Source organism: Streptomyces sp. NPDC058308, assembly GCF_042880275.1.
In the GTDB taxonomy this organism is placed as follows: domain Bacteria; phylum Actinomycetota; class Actinomycetes; order Streptomycetales; family Streptomycetaceae; genus Streptomyces.
In genome coordinates this window covers 85,776-111,749 of record NZ_JBHVZA010000002.1, presented here as the reverse complement: position 1 = coordinate 111,749, position 25,974 = coordinate 85,776, and the positions used below count along the sequence as shown (strand labels likewise).

The window sequence follows — 25,974 nt, the reverse complement described above, 5'->3', positions numbered from 1 at the left end:
CCCATCTTCTTTTGCTGCATATTTTTTTTAATTTAATTTTTTTTGAGCTGGGGGGGGGGGGGCGCCGCGCCCCCGCGCCCCCCCCGCCCCTCTTTCACGTCCGCGCCGACTCTTTCACGTCCGCGCCGGCCGCCCTACAGGGCCTGTGCCGACGGCTTCACCATGCCGCGTACCGTGCGGGACTTCACGAACTGCCCCAGAGCGGTCATTTCCCACTCACCGCTGAACTGCTTGATCAGCTTCGCCATCATGACGCCCGTCTGCGCCTCGGCGTTGGTCAGGTCGAAGCGGACCAGCTCCTCGCCGGAGGCCGCGTCGATCAGGCGGCAGTAGGCCTTCGCGACCTCGGTGAACTTCTGGCCGGAGAACGAGTTCACCGTGAAGACGAGGCCCGTGACGTCCTGGGGGAGACGGCCGAGGTCGACGACGATCACCTCGTCGTCACCGCCGCCCTCGCCCGTCAGGTTGTCGCCGGAGTGCTTGATCGCGCCGTTCACGATCGAGAGCTTGCCGAAGTAGCAGCTGTCGACGTGGTTGCGCTGCGGGCCGTACGCGATGACGGAGGCGTCCAGGTCGATGTCCTTGCCCCGGAACGCGGGCTCCCAGCCGAGGCCCATCTTGACCTGCGAGAGCAGCGGCTTGCCGCCCTTGACCAGGGACACCGTCTGGTTCTTCTGGAGGCTGACGCGGCCCTTGTCCAGGTTGATCTTCCCGGCGCCGGGCGCGGGCGCGGCGGGGGGCGGGGGAGCGGCCGGCGCGGGGGCCGCGAGGCGCGGGTCGGCGACGGGCGGGGGCGGGCCCTGCACCGGCTGGCCCACCGGGGGAGCCGGGGGAGCCGGGGGAGCCGGAGGGGCCACGGGCGCGGCGGCCGGAGCCGGGGCGGGCTCCTCCACCGAGACACCGAAGTCCGTGGCGATGCCCGCGAGACCGTTGGAGTACCCCTGGCCGACCGCGCGGGCCTTCCACGCGCCGTTGCGCAGGTAGATCTCGACGATCACGAGGGCGGTCTCGGTGCCGAGCTGCGGCGGCGTGAAGGTGGCGAGCACCGAGCCGTCGTCGGCGTTGCGGATCGTGGCGGTGGGCTCGACGCCCTGGAAGGTCTGGCCCGCCGCGTCCGGGCTCGCGGTCACGACGATCTTCTCGATGCCGGGCGGCACGGCGGCCGTGTCGACGGTGACCTTGTCGGGGGTCGTGCCGCCGCCCGACTGATAGGTCACGCCGGGCCCGGCGGGCTGGTTGAAGAAGATGAAGTCGTCGTCGGAGCGCACCTTGCCGTCGGCGGTGAGCAGCAGGCCCGATACGTCGAGCCGCACCGGAGCGGCGACGTCCACCGCCACGCGGGCGGCGGTCAGCGGGATGTTCGAACCGGGGGTCATAGCTGTCATGCCAGGGGTAACGAACGATCCCGCTTTGCCGTTCCCTTACCCGGAGAAGGTTTTTTCCGGCCCCGCCGACCGGTACCGGATCACGGCACGACCACGATCTTCCGCCCCACCCCGGCGGCGAACCGGTCGAGGGCCTGCGGGTACTTTGCGAGCGGCAGTCGGTCGCTGATGAACACGTCGGGGTCGAGGACGCCGCCCGCGAACAGCTCCGCCGCCCGCTCGTAGCTGTGCAGGACGGCCATCGAACCGGTGATGGTGATCTCCTGGTTGTAGATCCGGTACGGGTCGATGTTCACGCGCGTGGCGTAGTCGGCGACGCCGAACTGCAGGAACGTGCCCGCCTTGGCGACCCGTTCGAGCCCGTCCTGGATCGCGGCCGCGTTGCCGGTCGCGTCGACGACGACGTCCCAGCCCTGCGGCCGGTCCAGCTCGTCCGCGTGCGCCGCCGACCCCGAGACGCCCAACTGCCGCGCCGTGGCGAGCCGGTCCGCGTTCAGGTCAACGACGTCCACGCTCGCCGCGCCGGTGCGCTTGGCGAGCTCCAGCATCATCAGGCCCATCGTCCCCGAGCCGTAGATCAGCACGTGCGAGCCGAGCCGCGAGCGCAGCACGTCGTAGCCGCGCACGGCGCACGAGAGGGGCTCGATCAGGGCGGCGTCCTCGGTGCGCACATGGTCGGGCAGGCGTACGCAGTTCGCGGCGGGCGCCACCGCGTACTGGGCGGCGCCGCCGGCCGTGGTCACGCCGATCGCGGCCCACCGCTCGCAGAGATTGCCGCGCCCGTCCCGGCAGTAGCGGCACTCGTGGCAGTGCAGCGAGGGGTCCACGGCGACCCGGTCGCCCACGGCGAGCGTGCGCACGTCGCTGCCGAGCGCGACGACCTCACCGGCGAACTCGTGCCCCGGCACGACCGGCAGGGTGGGCGCGAACTCGCCCTGGAGGATGTGCAGGTCGGTCCCGCACAGCCCGCACGCGGCGACCTCGACGACGACCTCGCGGGGTCCCGGCGCGGGGTCGGGCAGCTCTTCGACGACGGCCCTGCCGACGGACTCGATGATGGCGGCCTTCACTTGACGGCTCCCTGGTTCATTTGACGGCTCCCAACGACAGGCCCTGGACCAGCTTGTCCTGGGCGGCGAACCCCGCGGCGAGCACCGGCAGGGAGATCATGAGCGACGCGGCGCACACCTTCGCGAGGAACAGGCCCTGGCTGGTGATGAAGCCGGTCAGGAAGACGGGCGCGGTCTGGGCGACGACGCCCGTCAGCACCCGGGCGAAGAGCAGTTCGTTCCAGCTGAAGATGAAACAGATCAGGGAGGTCGCGGCGATCCCGGGCAGTGCGATGGGCGCCACCACGCGCGTGAGGATCGTCGGCAGCCGCGCCCCGTCTATCTGGGCGGCCTCGATGACCGGTTTGGGGACCTCGGCGAGGAACGACTGCATCATCCACACCGCGATCGGCAGGTTCATCGAGGTGTAGAGGAGGACAAGCAGCCAGATGTTGTCGAGGAGGCCGGTGTTCTTGGCGAAGAGGTAGATCGGCAACAGGCCCGCCACGACCGGCAGCATCTTCGTGGACAGGAAGAAGAAGAGCACGTCCGTCCACTTCTTCACCGGCCTGATGGACAGCGCGTAGGCGGCCGGCAGGGCCAGGACCAGCACGCACAGGGTCGAGACGACGGACGCCACCGTCGAGTTGACGAGCGAGGGCCAGGGGCTCGCGCCGCCGCCCGAGCCGAAGAACTCGCGGTAGCCGTCGAGGGTGAGCGAGGCGGCGAGCGAGGGCGGGTTGGTCGCCGCGTCCTCCTCCGAGTGGAAGGAGGTCAGCGCCATCCAGGCGATGGGCAGGAAGAACAGGATCCCGGCGAGCCAGGCGGTGAGCCCCAGGCCGATTCCCTTGCCGCGTACGTTGCTCATCAGCGGGACACCTCCGCACGGAACAGGGACGAGACGACCCGCAGCGCGAAGGTCGCGATGACGAGCGAGCCGATGACGACGAGCACGCCCGCCGCGGAGGCCAGGCCGTTCTCGTGGGCCTGGTAGAAGCTCTGGTAGACGGTGTACGGCAGGTTGGCGGTGCCGAGGCCGCCCGAGGTGAGGGTGAAGACGGCGTCGAAGTTCTGCACTATGTAGATCGAGCCGAGCAGCGCGCCCAGTTCGAGGTAGCGGCGCAGGTGCGGCAGCGTCAGATGGCGGAAGACCTGCCAGTTGCCGGCGCCGTCCATCCGGGCCGCCTCGATCAGCTCGGGGTCACGGCTCTGCAGCCCCGCGAGCAGGATCAGCATCATGAAGGGCGTCCACTGCCACACCAAGGAGGCCTCGACGGCGAGGAGCGGGGTGTTGGAGATCCAGTCGGGCTGGGCCGCGGAGTCCCCGCCGACCCAGTGCAGGAGGCCGTTGAAGAGCCCGTACTCGGGGTTGTAGAGCACGTGCTTCCACAGCAGCGCCGCGGCCACGGGGACCAGCAGGAACGGCGCGATGAGGAGCGTGCGCACCAGGCCGCGACCGCGGAACCTGCGGTTCAGGAGCAGCGCGAGGCCGAGCCCCGCGACCAGGCTCGCCAGCACGACGGTGGCCGTCAGGACGATCGTGGTCAGCACGGACTTGCGCAGGTCCGGGTCGGTGAGGACCTCGGTGTAGTTGGCGAACCCGGTGAAGCTGCGGGCGTCCGGGTAGAGGGCGTTCCAGTCGAAGAAGGAGATCACCAGCGTGGCCACGAAGGGCAGTTGGGTCACGGCGATCATGAAGATGAGTGCGGGCAGCAGGGGCGCCCGGGTCGCCCAGGCGCGCAGCCGTCCCGGTGGCCTGGACGCCGTCGCGCCGGGCACGCGCGCGTGTCCCACGGCGGTGGTGCTTGCGGTGGCGGTCATCGTCCCTCGTACTCCTCGGAGATCTTCTCGGCGAGCTCCTGCGACTTCTCCAGGGCCGACCCGACGGACTGGCGTCCGGCGATGGCCGCGCTGATCTCCTGGGAGACCTTGGTGCCGAGGTCGGTGAACTCGGGGATGCCGACGAACTGGATGCCGGGCGCCGGGCGGGGCTGCACGCCCGGGTCGCGGGGCCGCGCGCCCTCGATGGCGGCGCGGGTGACGTCCTGGAAGGCGGCGGCTTCCTCGCGGTAGGCGGGGTTCGCGTAGGTCGACGCGCGTTTGCCCGCGGGGACGTTCGACCAGCCGGTCTTCTCGCCGACGAGCTTCTCGTACTCCTTGCCCGACGCCCAGGAGATGAACTTCCAGGCCTTGTCCGGGTTGTGGGAGGCCTTCTGCATACCCCAGGCCCAGGTGTAGAGCCACCCGGAGCTCTCCGTCCGCGCCACCGGGGCGGGCACGTAGCCGATCTTGTCCTTGACCGGGGACTTGGCGGACTCGAGCGATCCCGCGGCGGCCGTCGCGTCGTACCACATGGCGGTCTTGCCCTGGGTGAGGTTGTTGAGGCACTCGGCGTAGCCGGACTGCGCGGCACCTGACTCGCCGTGCTCGCGGACGAGGTCTACGTAGAAGCGGGTTGCCTTTTCGAACTCGGGGGAGTCCAGACGGGCCTTCCACCCCTTGTCGAACCAGGTGCCCCCGAACGTGTTCACCACGGTCGTCAGTGGCGCCATCACCTCGCCCCAGCCGGGCAGCCCGCGCAGACAGATGCCCTTCATCCCCGGCTCCTTGCCGTCCACCCGGGCGGCGAGGTCGGCCACCTGCTGCCAGGTGGGGTGCTCGGGCATGGTCAGGCCGGCCTTCTTGAAGACGTCCTTGCGGTACATCAGGAAGGACGACTCCCCGTAGAAGGGCTGTCCGTAGAGCTTGCCGTCGTTGCCGGTGAGGGACTGGCGCATCGGCGCCAGGATGTCCTTCTCGTCGTACGCCCGGTCCTTTCGCGCGTACGAACCGACCTCGTGCAGCCAGCCGTTCCTGGCGTAGATCGGTATCTCGTAGTTGCTGAGCGTCGCGACGTCGTACTGGCCTGCCTGGTTGGCGAAGTCCTGGCTGATCTTGTCGCGGACGTCGTTCTCCGGCAGGACGGTGAAGTTCACCTTGATGCCCGTCTCCTTGGTGAAGTGGGCGGCGGTGAGCTTCTGCAACTCCACCATCTGCGGGTTGTTCACCATGAGGACGTTGATGGAGTCGCCGCCTGAACCGGACCCGCCGGCACCGGTCCAGCAGCCGGCGAGCAGCGGGGCGAGCAGCGCCCCTGCGGCGGCCGCGGCGAGCGTGCGCGGCCCCCGTCGGCTCGGGGTTCGCATGAATCGCTCCTGAACTTGGAGGGGCAAGAGAGGTGTTCGGGGCGCGCCGAGGCGTGCGGAAGTCCGCGAGGTGCGCAGAGAGGGAGGGAGGGGAGGGGAGGGAGTTGGAGGGGGCGCGGGGGAGCGGTCGGTCAGGTGCGGATGACCTGGGGGCCCAGGAGTGAGTAGCGGTGCGCCTCGGACGCGGGCAGCCGGCTGCTCGTGACGATCGCGTCCAGGTCGCCGATCCCCGCGAAGCGGCAGAAGCTCGTCGCTCCGAACTTGGTGTGCACGCCCAGGAACACGGTGCGCCGCGACGCCCTGATCGCCTGCGCCTTCACCTCGCTGACCGCGGGATCGGGGGTCGTCAGGCCGTGTTCGCGGGAGATGCCGTTGGCGCCGATGTACGCCAGGTCGATGACGAATCCGGCCAGCATGCGCGTCGTCCAGTGGTCGACGGTGGCGAGCGTGCCGGGGCGTACCCGGCCGCCGAGCAGCAGGACGGTGATGTTCTCGGCCTCGGCGAGGGCGCCCGCGGTGGCCAGTGAGGCGGTGACAACGGTCAGGGCGCGGCCCGCCGCGGCGCCGGGCAGGGCCTCGGCGATCAGCTGCGGGGTGAAGCCCTCGTCGACGAAGACCGTCTCGGCGTCGCCGAGGAGCTCCGCCGCGGCGGCCGCGATGCGCCGCTTCTCGGGGACGTGCATGGTGGTGCGGAAGGCGAGGGTGGTCTCGAAGCCCGCGCTCTCCACGGGGTAGGCGCCGCCGTGGGTGCGGCGGACCAGACCGTGGTCCTCCAGGGCCCGCAGATCGCGGCGGACGGTCTCCTTCGCGACCCCGAGCTCCCCGGCGAGCACCGACACGTCGACGGAGCCGGAGTGGCGGGCCGCGTTGACGATCCGCCGCTGACGTTCTTCCGCGGTCATCGGCGCCACCTTCTTCCCCTGGGTCGGTGCGTGCCCGTTCGGGCCCTGTGGGGAAGTTCTACAGTCCGGGCCGGGGGGTGACCAGGCTCGCAGCGGGCTCGATGCTGCCCGTTTGTGCCCGCTTGGCGGGGCGGCGGCCTGTGCGGCGGGCCGGGGGCGTGCCCGTTCGTGGGGGTCGCGCTGCCCGTTCGGTGCCCGGATGGGGGCGGGCGGGCACCGGACGGGGGCGGGCGGCGCCCGGTGCGGTCAGTACGGCCACACCGGCGGGTTCGTGCAGAAGTGGCCCCCCAGGCGCGTCTGGCCGGGATGGGCCGGATCCAGTTCGCCCTGCTCGGCGAGGAGCTTCTCCGCGTACCGCTCGGAGTCGTCCTGCGGGGCGTAGCCGAGCGCCCGTGCGGACGAGAGGTCCCACCACAGGCGGGTGTTGGCGGAGGAGCCGTGGACCACCGTGTGCCCGACGTCCTCGGCGGTGAGCGCCGCGTGGAAGAGGCGCGCGCCGTCCTCGGGGCTCAGCCAGATCGACAGCATCCGCACGCTCGACGGCTCCGGGAAGCACGACCCGATGCGGACCGAGACGGTCTCGATGCCGTGCTTGTCCCAGTAGAGCTGGGCGAGGTCCTCGCCGAAGGACTTCGACAGGCCGTAGAAGGTGTCGGGGCGGCGCGGGGTGTCGACCGGGATCAGCGGGTCGTCGCCCCGGGGGCGCGGGGTGAAGCCCACCGCGTGGTTGGAGGAGGCGAAGACGATCCGGCGGACGCCTTCCTCGCGGGCCGCCTCGTAGAGGTTGTACGTGCCTTCGATGTTGGCGCGCAGGATCTTCTCGAAGGTGGACTCCAGGGAGATGCCCGCCAGATGGAGGACCGCGTCGACCCCGCGCACGGCCTCGCGCAGGGCCGCCGTGTCGGCGAGGTCGGCCGTGATGGCGTCCGGTTCGCCCTCGACGGGACGCACGTCGAGCAGGCGCAGGTCGTAGCCGTACGTCGTCGGCAGGAGTCCGCGCATCAGGGTGCCGAGGCCGCCGGCGGCGCCGGTGAGCAGGACGGTGCGGGGAGCGGGCATGACGGGTCTCCTCGGGCGGCGTATGTATCCACGTACAGGATTCACATGTATGGACACGCTAGGGATCTTCGTCGCGCGGCGTCAAGTGTCCGTGGCGCGCCGTGCCGAGGGTCGGGGGAGGGGGTAACTCCGCTCCTGGGCGGGGAGTTCGTCCGCTTGACCGGGCTCGATCGGGCGCCTTAGCGTGGTCGTGTTCAGGGACATGGACATGGATCAGAAACGTGCACGCCCCGCACGCGCGCCTAGGGAGAGCCCGTGACGTCAGCCCCCCTCGCTTGCCGACTCCGCGTCCCCAGCGGGCCGCTCTTCTTCCCGGTCACCGCGTACGGGCCCGACGGCGCCCTCGACCTGGACACCTTCCGTGACCACGTGCGCGACGGTATCGACGCCGGGGCGGCGGCCGTGTTCGCCTGCTGCGGCACCGGCGAGTTCCACGCCCTGACCCCCGAGGAGTTCCAGGAGTGCGTCGCCGCCGCCGTCGACGAGGCCGCGGGGCGTGTCCCGGTGGTCGCGGGCACCGGGTACGGCACCGCGCTCGCCGTGCGGTACGCGCGCCTCGCCGAGGAGGCCGGCGCCGACGGCCTCCTCGCCATGCCGCCCTATCTCGTCGTCGCCGGGCAGGAGGGGCTGATCCGGCACTACACCGAACTGGCCGCGGCCACCTCCCTGGACGTCATCGTCTACCAGCGCGACAACGCCGTCCTCACCCCGGAGACGGTCGTCGCGCTCGCGCGCGCGGACGGCGTCATCGGCTTCAAGGACGGCCTCGGCGACATGGACCTGATGCAGCGCACGGTCAGCGCCGTGCGCAGTGAAGTGCCGGGCGGCTTCCTGTACTTCAACGGCCTGCCGACCGCGGAGCTCACCGGGCTCGCCTACCGGGGCATCGGCGTGACCCTCTACTCCTCGGCGGTCTTCTGCTTCGCGCCCGACATCGCGCTCGCCTTCCACCGCGCGTTCAACGCGGGCACGCCGGAGGGCGACGCCGCCGTCGACCGGCTCGTCGACGGCTTCTACCGGCCCTTCGTGGAGCTGCGCGCCCTCGGCCGCGGCTACGCCGTCTCCCTCGTCAAGGCGGGCGTGCGGCTCGGCGGCCTCGACGTCGGCCACGTACGGCCACCGCTGCACGAGCCGGACGCCGAACACGTCAAGCGGCTCGCGGAACTCGTCGAGCGGGGCCGGGAGTTGCTGCGGGGCGGGCTGCCCGGCGGCTTCGGGGAGGGCGTGTGAAGGCCGCCGCGTTCCTCTACCCCTGGGACGTCGTCGGCGACCCCGACGCGCCCGCCCGCCTCGCCGCTCTGGGCATCCGCCAGGTCACCCTGGCCGCCGCCTACCACTCCACGCGCGCCCTGACCCCGCGCCACCCCCGCCACCGCGTCGTCACGGCCGCCCACGCCGCCGTCCTCTACCCGCCGGGCGAGCGCTGGCAAGGGCGCGAGCCGCGGCCGTACGCCGCCGGGGAGTGGGCGCCGGGCGATGCCTACGGAGAGGCGGCGCGGGCGCTCGGCGACGCCGGGATCGAGGTGCACAGCTGGGTGGTCCTCGCCCACAACTCCCGTATGGGCGAAGACCATCCGGCGACCTCCGTGGTGAACGCCTACGGCGACCGCTACCCCTGGGCGCCCTGCATCGCCCGGCCCGCCACGCGCGCGTACCTGGTCGACCTCGCCGCGGAGGCCGCCGTGCGCCCCGGCACGCGCGGCACCGAACTGGAGTCCTGCGGCTGGTACGGCCTCGCGCACCCGCACGCCCACGACAAGATCGCCGGTGTCCCCCTCGGTGAGGCCGGGCAGTACCTGATGTCGCTGTGCTTCTGCGCCTCCTGCCGTCAGGGGTACGCAGGACAGGGCCTCGACCCGGACGAGCTCGCGGCCGTCGTCCGCGGCGCCCTGGAGCCCTTGTGGCGCGGAGCGGGCGAGCCCGACGGCTGGACCGCCGTGGAGGAACTGATCGGCCCGGACCGGGCGGCGGCCACGCGCGCGTGGCGCGAGACGGCCGCCCGCACCCTCCAGGAGGCCGCCGTCGGCGCGGTCCGCGCGGCGGCGCGTGCCGAGGGGCCCGGTTTCCAGGTGCTGCTCCACGCCGACCCGGTGACGTACCACTGCGGTGCGAACGCGGGCGTCGACCCGGCGCACATCCTCTCCGTGGCCGACGGAGTGGTCGTGCCCTGCACGGGCGGCCCGCGCCTGCTCGCACCGTTCGCCGGGCAGGGCGGGGACGGCACGGTCCTGGCCGCCAACCTCACCGTGGTGAGCGGCATGGGCGGCAGCCCCGCCACGCTCGCCGCCGACGCGGCCCGTGCCGCGGAGCTCGGCGCCACCGAACTGCGGCTCTACCACGCGGGCCTGGCGTCGGACGGCGATCTCGCCCTCGTCGGCGAAGCTCTCAAGCCCTGGGCGGACGTGAAGTAACCCGCTCCCGGGGCCACAGCAGGGGCGCGGCGATCAGCAGCCGCGCCCCCGCGAGCACCGGCAGCAGCACACGGTGGTCGACGCTCTCCACGAGGGCCGCGCCCGCCGCGATGCCGAGCGCGGTCGGCGTGAACATCAGGGTGTTGGCGGTCGCCGCGACCCGTCCCACGAGCGTGTCCGGCGTCTCCCGCTGGACCGCCGTCAGGGCGGCGATGAGCACGCAGGGCAGCCCGACGCCGTTCGTGAAGCTGCCCACGAGCACCGCCGCGTCGTACGGCAGCGCGCTCAGCACCGCGGCCCCGCCGGTCAGCGCGATGCCCGCGCCCGCGAACCGCCGCGCCCCGAACCGCCGCATCAGCGCCCCCGACGCCACGCCCACCGCCACGGAACCGGCGCCCTGCGCGACGTACAGCACGCCCGTGTACGAGGGGGAGCGGCCGAGGCCCTCGACGATCGCGAAGAGGGCCGCACCGCTGATCCCCGAACTCAGCATCGTCAGGCCGCCCGCAAGCACGAGGGGCCGCAGCCGTGCGTGCCCCCACAGGTACCGCGCCCCCTCCCCGGTCCGCGCCCGCAGCGACGAGCGGTCCGGCGCCGGCGCGCTCTCCCGCACCCGCAGGAGCGCGAACATGCCCGCCGCGAGCACGAACGTCACCGCGTCCAGGAGCGCCACCCGGGCGCCCCCGTAGGCGGCGAAGAGGCCCGCCCCGGCGAGCGGAGCCACCAGTTTCATGCCCTCGTTCGCGGTCATCCGCAGGCCGTTGAAGTCGCCCAGCAGCTCCTTGTCGACGGCCGTCGCGACCAGGGCGGCCTCCGCGGCGTCCGTGACGACGCCGCACGCCCCGTACAGGAGCAGGACGGCGAAGAGGATCCAGAGCCGTCCCGCGGTGTCGACGGCGAACAGGGACAGGAGCAGGGCGCCGAGCGCGAGATGGGCGGCCATGAGGAGCGGTCTGCGGCGGGTGCGGTCGGCGAGCGTGCCGAGCAGGGGGCCCGCGAGGGTGGGCGCCCAGAGCGCGAACTGGCAGAGCGCGGCGAGCCCGTCGGACCCGGTCAGCTCCTTCACCCAGATCCCGGAGGCCAGCCACAGCGCGGAGCTGCCGAAGCCGGAGACCACCACCGCCCCGAGGTACAGCCCGGCGTTGCGGTCCCGCAGGACGCGCCCGATCGTCGGTGTCATGCCTGGTGATGCTGGCTTCTAAGGCCCCGGCGGCGGTATCGGGTGCTTTCCCTAGGGCGAGGGCGATGAGTTCACGGCGCGGGGCGGGTCTACAAGGGAGAGGTACCGAGACGGCCGCCTTATGCCGCGGCCCGCCCCGGCCCGCCGCCGCCCGTGACCCGTACGCATCAGGGAGTTCCCGTGACCGACACCACTGGCTCCACCGACACCACCCACGCCACCGACACCACTGGCTCCGCCGGAGCCACCGGCACCACTGGCGACGCCGTTCCCGACCTGGGCCCGCAGGCCCGCCTCGTGGTGCGGATCGCCGGGCGCATCACCGACGAGCAGCTCGCGGCGCCCACGCCCTGCCCCGACTACGCCGTACGCCACCTCCTCGGCCATCTGCTCGGCCTCGCCGGAGCGTTCGAGGAGGCCGCCCGCAAGGAGTTCGGGCCGGCCCTCGACCGGAACCCCGGCAGCGTCCTGCCCGACGTCGGCCCCACCTGGCGCGAGGAGCTGCCCAAGGCGCTCGACGGCATGGCCGGGGCGTGGCGCGACCCGGCGGCCTGGCAGGGCATGACCCGCGCGGGCGGCATCGACCTGCCGGGCGAGGTCGCGGGCCTCGTCGCGCTCGACGAACTCGTCGTCCACGGCTGGGACCTGGCGCGCGCCACGGGGCAGGAGTACGCGCCGGACGCGGCGAGCCTGGAGGGCGCGCGGGCCCTGCTGTCCCCCGCGGCGCAGGCGGAGCCCGCCGGGGACACCCCGGACGGGGCCGGTCTGTTCGGGACGCCGGTGCCGGTGCCGGACGGCGCGCCGCTGCTCGACCGGGTGATCGGCCTGAGCGGCCGCGACCCGGGCTGGCGGCCGCGGGTCTGACCCGCCACACAGCTACGGATCGGGTCCACCGCACAGGTACGGATCGGGTCCACCACACAGGTACGGATCAGTCCGCCCCACAGGTATGGATCAGGTAAAGGGTCATCCCGCCCCCTCCCCACACCAGGGTTGATGCGCGTAGACAGTCCTTGACCTGCCCGAACCCTGATGCGGAGACGCAATACATGCGGAAGTCCCTACGCGTGGCCGGCCTGGCCACCGCTTGCACCGTCGCCGGCGCCGCCCTCTACGCCACCGGTGCCGCCAGCGCGGACCAGGCCGAGGCGCGCCCCACCGCGGAGCCCCACAACATCGGTCTCCTCGTCGGCGAGATCGACGCCTACTACGGCGCCGCCAAGGACGCCGACGGCGTGTGGAAGTCCTCGCCCGACAGCCCGTACGCCAAGGACCTGGCCCGCATCCAGGCCAAGGCGAAGAAGGACATAAAGAAGGCCGCGCACCACACCCGGCACGGCAAGAAGCCCGCGATCGTCCTCGACGTCGACGACACCGCGCTGCTCAGTTTCGACTACGAGAAGTCGACGAACTACACGTACAACAACGATAGTTGGAACGCCTACGTCAAGGAGGCCAAGCGTCCCGCGGTCTTCGGCATGCCCCAGCTGGTGAAGTACGCCAAGCGCAAGGGCGTCGAGGTCTTCTTCCTCACCGGGCTCGCCGAGCCGCTGCGGGAGGGCGCCGTGACCAACCTCGCCAGGGCGGGCTACGACACCGCGCTCGACCGCACGCACGTCTTCACCAAGGACAAGGCGAACCCGCCCGCGTACCTGGCGAATTGCGCGACGCCCGCCGCCTGGAACTGCACCACCGTCCAGTTCAAGGAAGGCACCCGCAAGTACATCGAGTCGACCGGCTACAACATCGTCGCCAGCTTCGGCGACCAGACGTCCGACCTCGCGGGCGGCTACGCCGACAAGACGTACAAGCTCCCGAACCCGACGTACTACGTGGGCTGACCGGGAGCACGGGAGATTCCGCGAGATTCCGGCGTCGGCTGCGCCACCTAGGTTGCAATCCTGACTAGGTCGCCATACGGTCTAGGCAGCTCAGACGCTCGGGGACCGCGCGGCGTGCGGCACACGCACGCCGCGCGGCCCCTTCGGGAAACGGGGATCCCATGACCATCTCGCCGGACTTCTCGACGGCATCGACCGCCGTCACCGCCACCCTCGCCGCGTACCTGCTGCTCGGCGAGCCCTGGACCGGCCGCCGGATGTACGGCTCGCTGGCCCGCCGCAGGGACACCGAACCCCGCGCCCTGGTCCGCTACTTCGGCCTCGTGCTCGTCCTCGCCTGGACCTTCGCCGCCTTCGCCGCCGCGGCGCTGCTGCTCTCGCCGGGGACGGACGCCGCCGACCTCGGCCTGGCCCTGCCCGAGCGGCCCATCTACGCCGTCGCCGGAATCCTCATCTGCACGGCGATCGCCGCGGCCTCGGGACGGAACTTCCACGACCTCGCGGAGCGCGGCAGGAACGTGCCGGGGCTCGCCGCCATCGAGGCGATGCTGCCGCGCAACCCCGAGGAGCGCAGGCTCGCGATCGCCGTCGCCGTGAGCGACGGACTCTGCTCCGAACTGGTCTACCGCGGCCTCCTCATCGCCTTCGGCGTCGGCGCACTCGGGCTCGACCTCTACGTGGCGGCCGCCCTCTCCGTCCTCGTCTACGCGGTCGCCGGGTGCTACCAGGGCCGCCAGGGCGTCCTCGGCTTCGCCCTCTTCGGCGCGGTGTTCACCGGCCTCTACCTCGCGACGGGCAGCCTGCTGCTCCCCGTCGCCGTGCACGTCGCCCTCTCCGTACGCGATCTGACGCTGCCCGCGCCCGACAGGCCGCGCGCCGCGCCCGCCGTCCGAAAGGCACAGTGAAGTGACCGACCGCCGCGCCAGCTGGTTCAAGGGCGTACTCGACCTCCTCGTGCTCGCCGGGCTCACCGACGGCGAGAGCTACGGCTACGAGATCGCCAAGCTGCTCGACGCCGCCGGCTTCGGCCAGATCAAGGGCGGCACGCTCTATCCCGTACTGAACCGCCTGGAGGAGGCGGGCCTGGTCTCCGCGGAGTTCCGCGCGACCGAGAAGGGACCGGGCCGCCGCTACTACCGGCTCACCGACGCCGGCCGCGAAACCCTCGGCGAACAGGGGGGCCTCTGGCTCGCCTTCGACGGATCCGTACGCGACGTCCTCGCGAAGGCAGGAGTGACCCCACGATGAACACCACGGACGCGACGAACGCGCGGTACGAGCGCGACAGTTACCTCATCGGCCTCGCCGAGCGGCTGCGGGCGCACGGCCTGCCCGCCGACCGCGTCGAGGCGACCGTCACGGACCTGGCCGCGCACCTGGAGGAGGCCGGCGCCGACGACGCGGAGGCCGAGTTCGGCCCGGCGGACGAGTTCGCCAGGCAGCTGGTGCCCGCCGCGGGGGAGCGGGCACCGGCGGCGCCGGGCGACACGGTGGAGACCTGGCGCTGGACCGCCGACACCTACGTCGACGAGGAGCTCCTGAACCGCTTCGGCGACGAGGGCTGGGAGGTCGAGCGGGTCGACGCCCTCGGGCGCTTCGTGAGCCACCGCGACCTGGCGCAGCCGCAGCGCTGGGAGTACCGGCGCGAGCTGGTCACGCGCGGGCGCGAGGGCCTCGACGAGCGGCTCGCACCCGACGGCTGGGAGGCGTGCGGGACCTGGGTGATCTACGCGTGGTTCAAGCGCCCGCGCGCGGCGAGCCTCGGCCCCGCGGCCCGGGTGGAGTCACCGCCACCGGCGCCCCGGCGGACCAGTTTCCTCAGCGGCAAGTTCTACGCGCTGCTCGCCGTGCTCGCCGTCGCGGTGGTCGTGGCAGGCGTCGCGGTGGCCGTCGACGACGGTGAAGCGAGCTCCGGGATCGGCTTCGTGGTGGGGCTGCTCGCCGGGGCGGGAGCGGTCGCAGCCGTGGTCTGGGTCCTGCAGACATGGCGCGGGCGCCGCCCCTGACCCGGGGGGCGGGTCGGGGGCGGCGCCTCGGGGATATGACCCAGGCTCTCAGGTGTGCGGTGCGCGCGTCAGGCCCGGCGAGTGCGCGTCAGGACTTCAGTGCCGCCGACATCATCGCCTTCGCGATCGGTGCCGCCAGGCCGTTGCCGCTGACCTCGTCGCGGGCCGCGCTCGACGACTCGATCATCACCGCGACCGCCACCTGCTTGCCGTCGCTGCCCTTGGCGTACGACGTGAACCAGGCGTACGGCGTCTTGCTGTTGTTCTCGCCGTGCTGGGCCGTGCCCGTCTTGCCGCCGACCGTCGCGTCGGCGATCTTCGCGTTCGAACCGGTGCCCTTCTCGACGACCGTCTGCATTGCGGACTGCAGGCCCTCGGCGGTGGACTTGTCCATGACGCGCTGGGACTCGCCGTCGTCGTACTTCTCCAGGACGTCGCCGCCGGAGTCGCTGATCTGGGAGACCATGTGCGGCTTCGCGAGCTCGCCGCCGTTGGCGATGGCCGCCGACACCATCGACATCTGCAGCGGCGTCGCCGTCACGTCGAACTGGCCGATGCCGCTGAGCCCCGTCTGCGCCTTGTCCATGCCGGAGGGGTAGACGCTCTTGCCCGCGCGCACCGGGACGTCCAGCTTGTCGGCGTTGAAGCCCAGCTTCTCCGCCATGTCCTTGACCTTGTCCTGGCCCAGGTCGACGGCCATCTTGGCGAAGACGTTGTTGCAGGAGTACTGGAGCGCCGTGCGGATGTCGGCGTTCTCGCAGGGGGCCGACCGGTTCTCGTTGTGGAGGACCTGCCGGGTGCCGGGCAGCGTGTACGGGTTCGGGCTGCTCGTCCTCGTGTCCACCGAGCCGTAGAGACCGTCCTCCAGGGCCGCGGCCGCGACGACCAGCTTGAAGGTCGAGCCGGGCGGGAGCGGCTGGCGCATCGCGCGGTTGACCATCGGCTTCTCCTTGTCGGTGGTCAGCTTCTGCCACGCCTCGGAGTCGGTGGAACCGCTGATCTTCGACGGGTCGTACGACGGCGTCGAGACCATGCCGAGGATCTTGCCGCTCTCGGGGTCGATGGCCACCGCGGCGCCCTTGGTGTCGCCCAGCGCCTTGTACCCGGCCTTCTGCACCGCGGGGTCGATCGTCGTCACGACGTCACCAGGGTCGGCACGCTTGTTGGTGAGCGTGTCCAGGGGCGTCTTCAGACGGTTGTCGGTGCCGTCGAGCAGGTCCTTGTAGACGCCTTCGAGCTGGGTGGCGCCGAAGACCTGGGAGCTGTAGCCCGTGACGGGTGAGTAAAGGTCGCCGTCCTTGTAGGTGCGTTTGTACGCGAGGTCTCCGCCTTTCGTCCGCTCGGAGCCGGTGATGGCCTCACCGCCCACGATGATGTCGCCCAGCGGGTGCGCGTACTGCTCGATCGCGTTGCGCCGGTTGTGCTTGTCGTCCGCGAGCGCCGTCGAGTCGTGGAACTGCACCCATGTCGCCCGTATCAGCAGGGCGAGCACGAGCAGCAGTGCGAAGACCGAGGCGCGCCTGATCGTCTTGTTCATCCCGTGGGAAGACGAACGGAGGGGAGAGATTCGTTCCCTTCTGGTGCGCTTGCGGCCGTTTTCTCAGGAACTCCTCATGGAGGCACCGGCCGGGCCGATTCAAGCGGTCTTCATGAAATCAGCCTCGTACGCCGCGATCACCGCCTGGGTGCGGTCCCGCGCGCCCGTCTTGGCGAGGACGGCCGCGACATGCGTCTTCACCGTCGCAGGTCCCACGCCCATCCGCCCGGCGATCTCCGCGTTCGTCAGGCCCGCCGCCATCAGCCGCAGGACCTCGCTCTCCCGGCCGGTGAGCCGCGCCACCCAGGCGGGCGGCGCCGCCTTGGCGCGGCCGTGCTCGGTGGCCAGGGCGCGGACCGCCGAGGGGAAGAGGAGGGAGTCGCTGCGCGAGACGAGCCGGACCGCCTGGACGAGCTCGTCGGCGTCCGCCCGCTTGAGCAGGAATCCCGCGGCTCCCGCGCGGAGCGCCTCGTACACGTACGCGTCGTTCTCGAAGGTGGTCACGACCACGACGCGCGGCGGCTCCGGCATCGTCCGCAGGATCTGCTCGGTGGCGCGGATGCCGTCGACCTCCGGCATACGGACGTCCATCAGGACCACGTCCGGCCGCAGCTCCCGTACGACGGCGACCGCCTCGGCGCCCGTCGCCGCCTCGCCGACCACCTCGATGCCGGATTCGGCGGAGAGGATCGCGCGCAGGGCGGTGCGGACCATGCGTTCGTCGTCGGCGAGGACGACCCGGATATCGGTGTGCGCCGTCATGGCTGTCCCTTCGGTCCCTGCAACGGAAGTCGTACGTCCACTCGCCACGTGCCCTGCGCGGGGCCCGCGCGGGACGTGCCGCCGAGCAGCCGGGCCCGGTCCGCGATGCCGCGCAGGCCGTGGCCGCCGCCGGGGCGGGCGGGGGCGGCGCGGGGCGGCAGCGGGTTCTCGGCGGTGACGGTCAGGTCGGCGCCGTCCCGGGCGATGCGCAGGGTGACGGGGGTGTCCTCGCCGCCGTGCCGCAGCGCGTTGCTGAGGGCCTCCTGCACGATGCGGTAGGCCTCGCGGGAGACCAGCGGGGGCACGGACGCGGGGTCCACGTCGACGGCTGAGCTCACCCGGAGGCCGCCCGCCCCGGTCCGGCTCAGGAGTCCGTCCAGGTCGGCGGCGAGCGTGGGCGCGGGCGCCGTCGGACGGGCGCCGTCGGCCTCTCTCAACACGCCGAGCACGGCGTCGAGTTCGCCCACCGTGCGGCGTGCGGTGTCCTCGATGGCAGCCAGCGCCTGGCGGGCGAACTCCACGTCGTGGTCGAGGACCCGGCGGGCCGCGCTCGCCTGGAGCGTGACGGCGCTCAGGGCGTGCCCGACCGAGTCGTGCAGCTCGCGCGCGAGCCGGTTGCGCACCGCGAGGTCGGCGGCGCGCTGCTCGGCGGCCGCGAGCCGGTCGGCGGGCGTGGGTCCGAGCAGGGCGGGCGCCCAGCGCGCGAGCAGTCCGCCGGCCGTGGCCGCGCACGCCGCGAGCGCCGCGAGCAACGCGAGACCGACGACCGGCGCGAGCGCCACCAGCCAGGGCTCGCCGAAGACTTCGGGCAGCCCGACGCGGCCGCCGTGCAGTACGGCGACGAAGGGCAGGGTGATCAGGACGCCCGCGAACGGCGGCAGCGCTAGCGACATGCCGCTGACGATCCCGCCGAGGCCGAGGTGCAGCGTGAACCAGGCGACGGTGCGTCCGCGCGCGGCCCGGGACCGGGCGGGACCGTCGGCGAGCGACTCGTCCGGCACCGCGCACAGCGCCCGTACGGCGGCCACCGACATCGGCCGGGTCAGCGGGAAGAGCGCGGTGACCGCGGCCAGCGGCAGCCCGACCGCGAACGAGGCGAGCTGCGAGCCGAACGAGCCGAAGATCCGGGCGTCCTCGAAGAGCGGCCCCACGATCACGGAGCCGACGAAGACGTACGGCATGGCGAGGGCGCCGCCGAGGATGAGGTGGATCCACCGGCGGCGCACCCGGCGCCCGAACAGGGCCGAGGCCAGTGCCCTCACGCCGTGCGGCCCGCCCGCTCGTCGGGGAACCGCGCGCCGACGGCGGCCACGGTCGTTCCGGTGATCATGTGCACAGCGTAAGTCAGGTACATCAGGCCGGTGGGCCGTACATCAGGCCGGTGGGCCGCGCGGCGGAGGCTCAGCGCTCGTGCAGGACGAGGACGACCTCGTCGATCTCCGCCCCGCGCGCCGGGGCGTACCCCCGCTCGGTGGTGGAGAGGCGGAAGCCGCACTTCTCCAGGACCCGGATCGAGCCGGTGTTGTCCGCCGCCGCGCGGGCGTAGAGCGGCCGGTCCGGCTCCAGTTCCAGGAGGCCGCGCAGGGCCGCCGTGGCCAGGCCACGCCCCCAGTACGCGCGGTCGATCCAGTACGTGACCTCGCGCTCGCCCGGCGCCCCGTACACCCCGGCGCTCCCCACCACGTCCCCGTCGGCGAGGACGGTGCGCACGTCCGTGTCCGCGGCGGAGCGCATCTTCGCCCACTGGGCGTCGAAGCGGTCGCGGTCGGCCGGGTCCTCGGGGGTGAAGGCGGCCATGTGGCTCGACTCGGGATCGTTCATCTGCCGGAAGAAGACGGGCAGATCGCTGTCGTGCACTTCGCGCAGGCTGACATCCATGCGTCAGAGCCTACGAGTTGCCAGTGACAGCCGGTCCCGAGCGTCGAACAGGGCGTCCTTGACCATCTGCTCGTGCGCGGGCGTGAGCCGCGCCACCGGCACCGAGCAGCTGATCGCGTCGCGGGCCGGAGTGCGGTAGGGGATGGCGACGCCGAAGCAGCGCAGCCCCAGGGTGTTCTCCTCGCGGTCCACCGCGAAGCCCTGCTCGCGCACCGCGTGCAGCTCCTCGATGAGCTTCTCGCGGTCGGTGATGGTGTGCTCGGTGAGCGCGGGCAGCGTCTCCGGGAGCAGCTTGCGGACCTGCTCGTCGGTGTGGGTCGCGAGCAGCGCCTTGCCGAGCGACGTGGAGTGCGCGGGGAGGCGGCGGCCCACTCGCGTGAAGGGCCGGAGATAGTGCTGCGACTGGCGGGTGGCGAGGTAGACGACGTTCGTGCCGTCGAGCCGGGCGAGGTGGATGGTCTCCGTGGTGTCGTCGGAGAGCCGGTCCAGGGTCGGCCGGGCGGCGGCCACGACCTCGTCGCCGTCGATGTACGACGTGCCGACGAGCAGGGCGCGGACCCCGATGCCGTACCGCGTGCCGGTCGCGTCCGTCTCGACCCAGCCGAGCTCGACCAGGGTGCGGAGCAGCATGTAGAGGCTCGACTTGGGATATCCGACGGCCTCCTGGACCGCGGCAAGGGAATGCATTCCGGGACGGCCCGCGAAGTACTCGAGCAATTCCACCGTCCGCACCGCGGACTTGACCTGCGCACCGCCTCCGGTCTCGCCAGCCGACATCGCCCTTGACCCCTTTGAACGCCGAGAAATAGTCTCCGAGTCCCCGTACATTCACCGACGAAGACGGCGTTCAGCATATCGAACAGCCCTGGTGAGTGGCATACCTCCGGCAAGACCCTCGGCACGACCCCTCATACGACCCTGGCAGTACCTCTGGAAAGGGAATCCGCGGTGGCAGCAGCACCAGTCTGGAGTGTCGACCCCCGAACCGGGAAGCAGCGCGAGCAGGTTGCGGTGGAAGCCACGGCCGAGGAGGTCGACCTGACCGTCCGCGCCGCCCGGGACGCCGCGCCCGCGCTGGCCGACCGCGCGGTGCGCGCCGCCTTCCTGCGCACCGCGGCGGAGCTCCTCGAAGAGGCGAAGGACCACCTCGTGGAGGCCGCCGACGCGGAGACCGCGCTCGGGCCCGTCCGCCTCACCGGCGAACTCGCGCGCACCTGCTACCAGTTGCGCTCCTTCGCCGGCATCGTCGACGAGGGCGCCTTCCTCGGCATCGTCATCGACCACCCCGACGCCTCGGCGACCCCGCCCGTCCCCGACCTGCGCCGCTACAAGATCCCGCTCGGCGTCGTCGCGGTCTACTCCGCCTCCAACTTCCCCTTCGCCTTCTCCGTGCCCGGCGGCGACACCGCGAGCGCGCTCGCCGCGGGCTGCCCCGTGGTCGTCAAGGCCCACCCCGACCACCCGGGCACCTCCGAGCTGGTCGCCTCCGTGCTGCGCAGGGCCGCCGCCCGGCACGGCATCCCCGAGGGCGTGCTCGGCCTGGTGCACGGCTTCGAGGCGGGCGTCGAACTCGTGAAGCACCCGCTGGTCGCCGGCGCCGGCTTCACCGGCTCCATCCGCGGCGGGCGCGCGCTCTTCGACGCGGCCGCGGCCCGGCCCGTGCCGATCCCCTTCCACGGCGAGCTCGGCTCCCTCAACCCCGTCGTGGTCACCGAGGCCGCGGCCGCCGAGCGCGGTGAGCAGATCGGCGCCGGGCTCGCGGGCTCCATGACGCTCGGCGTCGGCCAGTTCTGCGTCAAGCCGGGCCTGGTCCTGGCCCCCGAGGGCGGGGGCGGCGACCAGCTCGTGAAGTCCCTGACCGACGCGGTCAGCAACACCGAGTCCGGGGTGCTCCTCGACCACCGGATGCGGGACAACTTCGTCGCCGGGGTGCGCGAGCGCGCCCAACTCCCGGACGTGGACGCACCGGTGACCCCCGGCGCGGGCGGCGAGCACACCGTCAGCGCGGGCTTCCTGACCGTCCCGGCCGCGCGCCTCGCCCAGGAAGGAGCGCACGACCTGCTCCTGGAGGAGTGCTTCGGCCCGGTCACCGTCGTCGCACGGTACGCCGACGACGCGGAGATCACCGCCGTCCTCTCCCGGCTGCCCGGCAACCTCACCGCCACCGTGCAGCTGTCCTCGGACGAGGCGGCGGGGGAGAGCGGCCGGGGCGCGGAGCTGCTCGCCGAGCTCACCCCGCTCGCCGGGCGCGTCCTCGTCGACGGCTGGCCCACGGGCGTCGCCGTCGCCCCGGCCCAGCACCACGGCGGCCCCTACCCCGCGACCACGTCGACCTCGACGTCGGTGGGCGGCACGGCCGTCGAGCGCTGGCTGCGGCCCGTCGCGTACCAGAGCACTCCCGAGGCGCTGCTCCCGCCGGAGCTGCGCGACGACAACCCGCTGGGACTGGCGCGCCGCGTCGACGGCCGGCTGGAACACTGAGGCCATGGACGTCACCCTTCCCGAACTGCCCTTCCCGCTGCGCACGTACGGCCCCGACGGCCACTGGTCCCACGAGGGCGGCGTGCTCACCGGCTGGGCGGGCGCCCGCCAGGACCGCTTCGTGCCTCCCCCAAGCTCTTAAGGAGCAGGGGGGACCCCCATCAAGCTCTTAAGGAGCAGGGGGGACCCCCATCAAGCTCTTAAGGAGCAGGGGGGACTCCCATCGGGCGCCGTCGTGGAGCCCGCATCCGACGCACCGCGCCTCCTCGGCGCGCCCGAGGGCGACTTCCAGCTGATCGCCCGCGTCACGGTCGGCTTCGCCGCCGCCTTCGACGCGGGCGTGCTGTACCTGCACGTGGACGAGCGGGAGTGGGCCAAGCTCTGCCTGGAGCGCTCCCCGGACGAGCCCACGATCTGCACGGTCGTCACCCGCGGCCACTCCGGCGACGCCAACGCCTTCGTGGTGGACGGCAGCACCGCCTGGCTGCGCATCAGCCGTACGGGGTCGGCCTTCGCGTTCCACGCCTCGACGGACGGCGAGCGGTGGACCTTCGTGCGGATCTTCTCGCTCGGCGACGAGGAGGACGAGGAGACGGCGAGCGCCGCGCTCGTCGGCTTCCTGGCGCAGTCGCCGGTGGGCGAGGGATGCGTGGTGACGTACGACCACATCGAGTTCCGCCCCAACTGGCCGAAGGGGCTGCGGGACGGCTCCTAGGGTCCTTCTGGCGCATCTCCGGGGGAGGGCCCTAAAGCATCACGCGGGTGCCGGTGGCGGCCGACCGTTCGACGGCGTCGAGCAGCCGCTGGCGCCGCGCCGCGTGCGCGAAGTCCGGTACGTGCGCGGTGCCTTCGGTGAGGTCGGTGAGGATCTGCGCGTACTGCGCCCCCACGTTGTACGCGGGAAGGCCGCGCAGGCCGTCGATGTCCGGTACGCCGAAGTAGCGTGCGGGGACGGGGAGTTCGGTGACCGACGAGTCCGCGCCCCGCCCGCCGCGGATGGACAGGGACGCCTGCTGGAGATGGCCCGAATCACCCGTGACCACCAGGTCGCCCTCGGTGCCGTTGATCTCCCAGTGGAAGTCCGTGCCCCGGGAGAGGCCGGCCCGGAAGTGCACCGAGGCCACGGCCCCCGAGCCCAGCCTGCCGGTCACCGCGATCTGGTCGTCGACGGTCATGGCCGCCGGGCGGCCCGTGCCCTCCTCGTGCACGACCGGACGCCGGGTCGCCAGGGTCGCGGAGACCTCGGTGAACTCGCCGAGCACCAGGGCGACGGCGTCGACCGTGTGGCCGAAGGGGATCGTCAGCATGGTCCCGCCGTTCCGCCTGTCCAGGAGGTACTCACCGGACGGCTCGAAGACGGGGCCCCAGCGCCGCCCCGACGCGACGACACTGCTCGACAGGACCTCACCGACGTAGCCGTCGGCGACGAGGTCGCGGACGAACCGCACCGCCGGCGCCGAGCGCGCCTGCAGCCCCGCGAACGTCCGCACACCGGCCCGGTCGGCGGCCGCCGCCAGCTCCTCGGCCTCGGCGCGGCCGTTGCCGAGCGGCCACTCGGAGAGGACCGCCTTGCCCGCGCCGAGCGCGGCGAGGATCACCTCGCGGTGCAGCGGCACCCGCACGCTCACCACGACGAGGTCGACCTCGTCGCTGCGGACGAGCCCGGCGGCCGAGCCGAAGGCCAGCGGCACGCCGTACTTCTCGCCCGCGGCCCGCGCGGAGGGCTCGCTCGACGCGGCCAGGGCGCGCAGCTCGTACCCCTGGAGGCGGGTCAGCGCGGGGAGGTGGGAATGGGGCGCCCAGCCGCCGCGGGCGGAGAGCCCGACGAGGCCGACGCGGACGGGGGCGGGGGCAGGAGGGGGAGTGGGGGCGGTGCGGGAATCCATGCCGGGACGGTAGCCGTGAGGCCCTGATAACCCGCAAGGGACCTTGCTATATTCCAGAAACCATGACTGGTCAGACCCACGATGACGGCCGCGGCCGCCACGACATCTACGGCCTGCTCTGCCCCGGCCGCGCGATCTTCGAGCTGCTCGTCAACAAGTGGACCGGCCTCGCGATCACCGCCCTGGAGGACGGCCCGCGCCGCTTCGGCGAGCTGCGCCGCAAGCTGGAAGGGGTGAGCCCCAAGGTGCTCACCCAGACGCTGCGCCGCCTGGAGGAGCACGGCCTCGTCCGGCGCACGGTCTACGCCGAGGTCCCGCCCCGCGTCGAATACGAACTGACCGGCCTCGGCCGCGGCGCCCTGGAACCCCTGGCCCACCTGCGCACCTGGATCAGGGCGAACACGGGGAAGTTCACGGTGGGGGAGTGAGGTGATCGCCACCCGCCGGTGGCGAGCCGACCCCGCTCGGGAAGTGAGGGCGGGGGAATGCGGCGCTTTGCCCGTGTGTTGGTCCCGGGAGCGGAGGCCCCCTCCGTACCCACCCGACGTACGACCTGAAGAGAGCCACACACATGCGCGTCGAGATCTGGAGCGACATCGCCTGCCCCTGGTGCTACGTGGGCAAGGCCCGCTTCGAGAAGGCCCTCGCCGCCTTCCCGCACCGCGAGGGCGTCGAGGTCGTGCACCGCTCCTTCGAGCTGGACCCCGGCCGGGCCAAGGGCGAGACCGGGCTCGTGCTGCCGATGCTCATGCAGAAGTACGGCATGAGCGAGGAGCAGGCCCGCGAGGGCGAGCGGCGGCTCGGTGAGAACGCCGCCGCCGAAGGCCTCGACTACCGCACCGAGGGCCGCGACCACGGCAACACCTTCGACATGCACCGCCTCCTGCACTTCGCCGCGGAGCAGGGCAGGCAGGACGAGCTGATCGGCCTGCTCTACCGCGCGAACTTCGCCGAGGAGCGGTCCGTCTTCGCGGACGACGCGCGCGTCGTGGAGCTCGCCGTCGAGGCGGGTCTGGACGAGGGCGAGGTCCGGGCCGTCCTCGCCGACCCCCAGCGGTACGCCGACGACGTCCGCGCCGACGAGCGCGAGGCCGCCGAGCTGGGCGCGAACGGCGTGCCGTTCTTCGTCCTCGACCGCAAGTACGGCATCTCCGGCGCCCAGCCCGCCGAGGTCTTCACGCAGGCCCTGGAGCAGGCGTGGGGCGAGCGTTCGCCGCTGACCACCCTCGCCGCCGCTGACGGCGGCGACGCCTGCGGCCCCGAAGGATGCGCGGTTCCGCAGGCCTGAACGGCCGCATAGGTTGATCCCCATGGAGTCCATGGGGATCAACAACGGCACCGAATTCGCTCCCGCATCGACCTACCTGAACACCGCGGTCTGCGGTCTCCTGCCCCGCCGCGCCATCGAGGCGGTGTGCGCGCTCGCCGCCGAGAACGGCGCGGGGCGGCCGGGCGGCGCCGGCGACTTCGAGGTGGTGGACGCGGTCCGGGCCGCCTTCGCCCGGCTCGTCTCGGTGGCGCCCGGCCGGGTGGCCGTCGGGACCTCGGTCGCGGTGCACGCGGGGCTGATCGCCGCCTCCTTGCCCGCGGGAGCCGAAGTCCTCGTACCCGAGGGCGAGTTCGCCTCCATCGTGAACCCCTTCGTGCTCCGCGGCGACCTCAAGATGCGGTACGCGCCGCTGGACGGGCTCGCCGAGGCGATCGCGCCGACGACGGCGCTCGTCTCCTTCTCCTGCGTCCAGTCCGCCGACGGCCGCACCGCCGACCTCGCGGCCGTCCGCGCCGCGGCGGCCGCCCACGGCGCGCGCACGCTGCTCGACGCGACCCAGGCGGTGGGCTGGCTGCCGGTCGAGGCGGGCGCCTACGACTACACCGTGACCGGCGCCTTCAAATGGCTGCTGTGTCCGCGCGGCGTGTCGTTCCTGACGGTGCGCGAAGAGGCGCAGGAATCCCTGGCCCCGCTGCACGGCGGCTGGCTCGCGTCGGCGGACGGCTGGCACTCCACGTACGGCCCGCTCGCCGAACTCGCCCCGGACGCCCGCCGCTTCGACGAGCCCACCGCCTTCCTCGCCTACCACGGCGCCGCTGCCGCGCTCACCCTCGTCGAGGAGGCCGGGATCGGCGCGATCCACGCCCACGACACGGCACTCGCCGCCCGCTACCGCGCCGGACTCATACATCTCGGCCACGCCCCGGTGCCGGGTACCACCCCCATCGTCTCCGTACCCGGACTGGCAGACCGCGCACCGGAGCTGGCCCGCGCGGGCATCCTCACCTCGGCGCGGGCGGGACACCTGCGGGCCACGTTCCATCTGTACAACACGGAGGCGGACGTGGACCGGCTCCTCGACGTCCTGTCCGGCTGAGGCCTGGCGCGCCGGGCCCCGGGGCGCCAGGCTTGGCGGAACGAGG

At 72.5% G+C, this 25,974-nt stretch carries 25 protein-coding genes and 1 pseudogene; 12 read left to right on the top strand and 14 right to left on the bottom strand.

The features are described from left to right. Nucleotides 1-134: 134 nt before the first annotated feature. The 7 genes from ACFVYL_RS03090 to ACFVYL_RS03060 all read right to left on the bottom strand — a co-directional run bounded on the left by ACFVYL_RS03090 (nucleotide 135) and on the right by ACFVYL_RS03060 (nucleotide 7,580). Nucleotides 135-1,376 (bottom strand): TerD family protein, encoded by a 1,242-nt coding sequence (locus tag ACFVYL_RS03090; protein ID WP_389712988.1) that lies wholly within the window; start codon nucleotides 1,374-1,376, stop codon nucleotides 135-137. Nucleotides 1,377-1,465: 89 nt separating this feature from the next. Continuing rightward, a complete protein-coding gene (locus ACFVYL_RS03085) occupies nucleotides 1,466-2,455 on the bottom strand; it encodes a zinc-dependent alcohol dehydrogenase family protein (protein WP_389712561.1) in 990 nt (329 codons plus the stop codon). A 16-nt stretch (nucleotides 2,456-2,471) separates the two neighbouring features. After that, complete coding sequence (locus ACFVYL_RS03080) at nucleotides 2,472-3,302, bottom strand: carbohydrate ABC transporter permease (RefSeq protein WP_389712560.1); 831 nt, start codon at nucleotides 3,300-3,302, stop codon at nucleotides 2,472-2,474. Next, nucleotides 3,302-4,255: a carbohydrate ABC transporter permease gene (locus ACFVYL_RS03075; RefSeq protein ID WP_389712559.1), complete on the bottom strand. Its 954-nt coding sequence runs from the start codon at nucleotides 4,253-4,255 to the stop codon at nucleotides 3,302-3,304. Before ACFVYL_RS03075 ends, ACFVYL_RS03080 begins: the two co-directional genes overlap by 1 nt. Next, entirely contained in the window at nucleotides 4,252-5,619 is a 1,368-nt protein-coding gene (locus ACFVYL_RS03070) for an ABC transporter substrate-binding protein (protein ID WP_389712558.1), read from the bottom strand. Before ACFVYL_RS03070 ends, ACFVYL_RS03075 begins: the two co-directional genes overlap by 4 nt. Nucleotides 5,620-5,750: 131 nt before the next feature. After that, nucleotides 5,751-6,521 carry a DeoR/GlpR family DNA-binding transcription regulator gene (locus ACFVYL_RS03065; protein ID WP_389712557.1) on the bottom strand — a complete coding sequence of 257 codons (771 nt, stop codon included), beginning with the start codon at nucleotides 6,519-6,521 and terminating at the stop codon, nucleotides 5,751-5,753. 246 nt (nucleotides 6,522-6,767) lie between these two features. Continuing rightward, complete coding sequence (locus ACFVYL_RS03060; protein WP_389712556.1) at nucleotides 6,768-7,580, bottom strand: NAD-dependent epimerase/dehydratase family protein; 813 nt, start codon at nucleotides 7,578-7,580, stop codon at nucleotides 6,768-6,770. A gap of 255 nt (nucleotides 7,581-7,835) precedes the next feature. On the opposite strand from ACFVYL_RS03060, the gene ACFVYL_RS03055 reads away from it, so the two are divergent. Together ACFVYL_RS03055 and ACFVYL_RS03050 are read left to right on the top strand one after the other, a co-directional pair. Beyond that, entirely contained in the window at nucleotides 7,836-8,810 is a 975-nt protein-coding gene (locus tag ACFVYL_RS03055) for a 5-dehydro-4-deoxyglucarate dehydratase (RefSeq protein WP_389712555.1), read from the top strand. Then, the gene (locus ACFVYL_RS03050; RefSeq protein WP_389712554.1) at nucleotides 8,807-9,991 is read left to right on the top strand and encodes a hypothetical protein; all 1,185 of its coding nucleotides are present in this window, start codon (nucleotides 8,807-8,809) and stop codon (nucleotides 9,989-9,991) included. Before ACFVYL_RS03055 ends, ACFVYL_RS03050 begins: the two co-directional genes overlap by 4 nt. On the opposite strand, the gene ACFVYL_RS03045 is transcribed toward ACFVYL_RS03050, so the two are convergent. Continuing rightward, nucleotides 9,966-11,171, bottom strand: coding sequence for an MFS transporter (locus ACFVYL_RS03045; RefSeq protein WP_389712553.1), 1,206 nt, complete (start codon nucleotides 11,169-11,171; stop codon nucleotides 9,966-9,968). The two genes, ACFVYL_RS03050 and ACFVYL_RS03045, sit on opposite strands and share 26 nt — an antisense overlap. A gap of 276 nt (nucleotides 11,172-11,447) precedes the next feature. Here ACFVYL_RS03045 and ACFVYL_RS03040 point away from each other — a divergent pair, with 276 nt between their 5' ends. From ACFVYL_RS03040 to ACFVYL_RS03020, 5 genes are all read left to right on the top strand, one after another. Then, nucleotides 11,448-12,035, top strand: coding sequence for a TIGR03086 family metal-binding protein (locus ACFVYL_RS03040; RefSeq protein ID WP_389712986.1), 588 nt, complete (start codon nucleotides 11,448-11,450; stop codon nucleotides 12,033-12,035). A 185-nt stretch (nucleotides 12,036-12,220) separates the two neighbouring features. Continuing rightward, entirely contained in the window at nucleotides 12,221-13,012 is a 792-nt protein-coding gene (locus ACFVYL_RS03035; RefSeq protein WP_389712552.1) for an HAD family acid phosphatase, read from the top strand. A 161-nt stretch (nucleotides 13,013-13,173) separates the two neighbouring features. Further along, nucleotides 13,174-13,917, top strand: coding sequence for a CPBP family intramembrane glutamic endopeptidase (locus ACFVYL_RS03030; protein ID WP_389712551.1), 744 nt, complete (start codon nucleotides 13,174-13,176; stop codon nucleotides 13,915-13,917). 1 nt (nucleotide 13,918) lies between these two features. Further along, complete coding sequence (locus ACFVYL_RS03025) at nucleotides 13,919-14,260, top strand: PadR family transcriptional regulator (protein ID WP_389712550.1); 342 nt, start codon at nucleotides 13,919-13,921, stop codon at nucleotides 14,258-14,260. After that, entirely contained in the window at nucleotides 14,257-15,018 is a 762-nt protein-coding gene (locus ACFVYL_RS03020) for a hypothetical protein (RefSeq protein WP_389712549.1), read from the top strand. The genes ACFVYL_RS03025 and ACFVYL_RS03020 overlap by 4 nt, the downstream gene beginning before the upstream one ends. 88 nt (nucleotides 15,019-15,106) lie before the next feature. On the opposite strand, the gene ACFVYL_RS03015 is transcribed toward ACFVYL_RS03020, so the two are convergent. From ACFVYL_RS03015 to ACFVYL_RS02995, 5 genes are all read right to left on the bottom strand, one after another. Then, nucleotides 15,107-16,555, bottom strand: coding sequence for a peptidoglycan D,D-transpeptidase FtsI family protein (locus ACFVYL_RS03015; protein ID WP_389712548.1), 1,449 nt, complete (start codon nucleotides 16,553-16,555; stop codon nucleotides 15,107-15,109). A 99-nt stretch (nucleotides 16,556-16,654) separates the two neighbouring features. Continuing rightward, nucleotides 16,655-17,317 (bottom strand): response regulator, encoded by a 663-nt coding sequence (locus ACFVYL_RS03010; RefSeq protein ID WP_389712547.1) that lies wholly within the window; start codon nucleotides 17,315-17,317, stop codon nucleotides 16,655-16,657. Next, the gene (locus ACFVYL_RS03005; protein WP_389712546.1) at nucleotides 17,314-18,579 is read right to left on the bottom strand and encodes a sensor histidine kinase; all 1,266 of its coding nucleotides are present in this window, start codon (nucleotides 18,577-18,579) and stop codon (nucleotides 17,314-17,316) included. The genes ACFVYL_RS03010 and ACFVYL_RS03005 overlap by 4 nt, the downstream gene beginning before the upstream one ends. A 139-nt stretch (nucleotides 18,580-18,718) precedes the next feature. Beyond that, entirely contained in the window at nucleotides 18,719-19,195 is a 477-nt protein-coding gene (locus ACFVYL_RS03000; protein ID WP_389712545.1) for a GNAT family N-acetyltransferase, read from the bottom strand. Nucleotides 19,196-19,198: 3 nt separating this feature from the next. Next, nucleotides 19,199-19,972, bottom strand: a complete 774-nt coding sequence (locus tag ACFVYL_RS02995) for an IclR family transcriptional regulator (RefSeq protein ID WP_389712544.1) — start codon at nucleotides 19,970-19,972, stop codon at nucleotides 19,199-19,201. Between the two features lie 171 nt (nucleotides 19,973-20,143). Between ACFVYL_RS02995 and ACFVYL_RS02990 the strand changes: the two genes are divergently transcribed. Next, on the top strand, nucleotides 20,144-21,676 hold the full coding sequence (locus tag ACFVYL_RS02990; protein WP_389712543.1) for an aldehyde dehydrogenase (NADP(+)): 1,533 nt from the start codon (nucleotides 20,144-20,146) through the stop codon (nucleotides 21,674-21,676). A gap of 4 nt (nucleotides 21,677-21,680) precedes the next feature. Then, nucleotides 21,681-22,391 (top strand): annotated as a pseudogene (locus ACFVYL_RS02985) (DUF1349 domain-containing protein). 31 nt (nucleotides 22,392-22,422) lie between these two features. Here ACFVYL_RS02985 and ACFVYL_RS02980 read toward each other — a convergent pair. Then, on the bottom strand, nucleotides 22,423-23,562 hold the full coding sequence (locus ACFVYL_RS02980; protein WP_389712542.1) for a Gfo/Idh/MocA family protein: 1,140 nt from the start codon (nucleotides 23,560-23,562) through the stop codon (nucleotides 22,423-22,425). 62 nt (nucleotides 23,563-23,624) lie between these two features. On the opposite strand from ACFVYL_RS02980, the gene ACFVYL_RS02975 reads away from it, so the two are divergent. The 3 genes from ACFVYL_RS02975 to ACFVYL_RS02965 all read left to right on the top strand — a co-directional run bounded on the left by ACFVYL_RS02975 (nucleotide 23,625) and on the right by ACFVYL_RS02965 (nucleotide 25,928). Beyond that, nucleotides 23,625-23,990, top strand: a complete 366-nt coding sequence (locus tag ACFVYL_RS02975; protein ID WP_389712541.1) for a winged helix-turn-helix transcriptional regulator — start codon at nucleotides 23,625-23,627, stop codon at nucleotides 23,988-23,990. A 143-nt stretch (nucleotides 23,991-24,133) separates the two neighbouring features. Further along, a complete protein-coding gene (locus ACFVYL_RS02970) occupies nucleotides 24,134-24,850 on the top strand; it encodes a DsbA family oxidoreductase (protein ID WP_389712540.1) in 717 nt (238 codons plus the stop codon). Between the two features lie 22 nt (nucleotides 24,851-24,872). After that, entirely contained in the window at nucleotides 24,873-25,928 is a 1,056-nt protein-coding gene (locus ACFVYL_RS02965; RefSeq protein WP_389712539.1) for an aminotransferase class V-fold PLP-dependent enzyme, read from the top strand. Nucleotides 25,929-25,974: the final 46 nt, after the last annotated feature.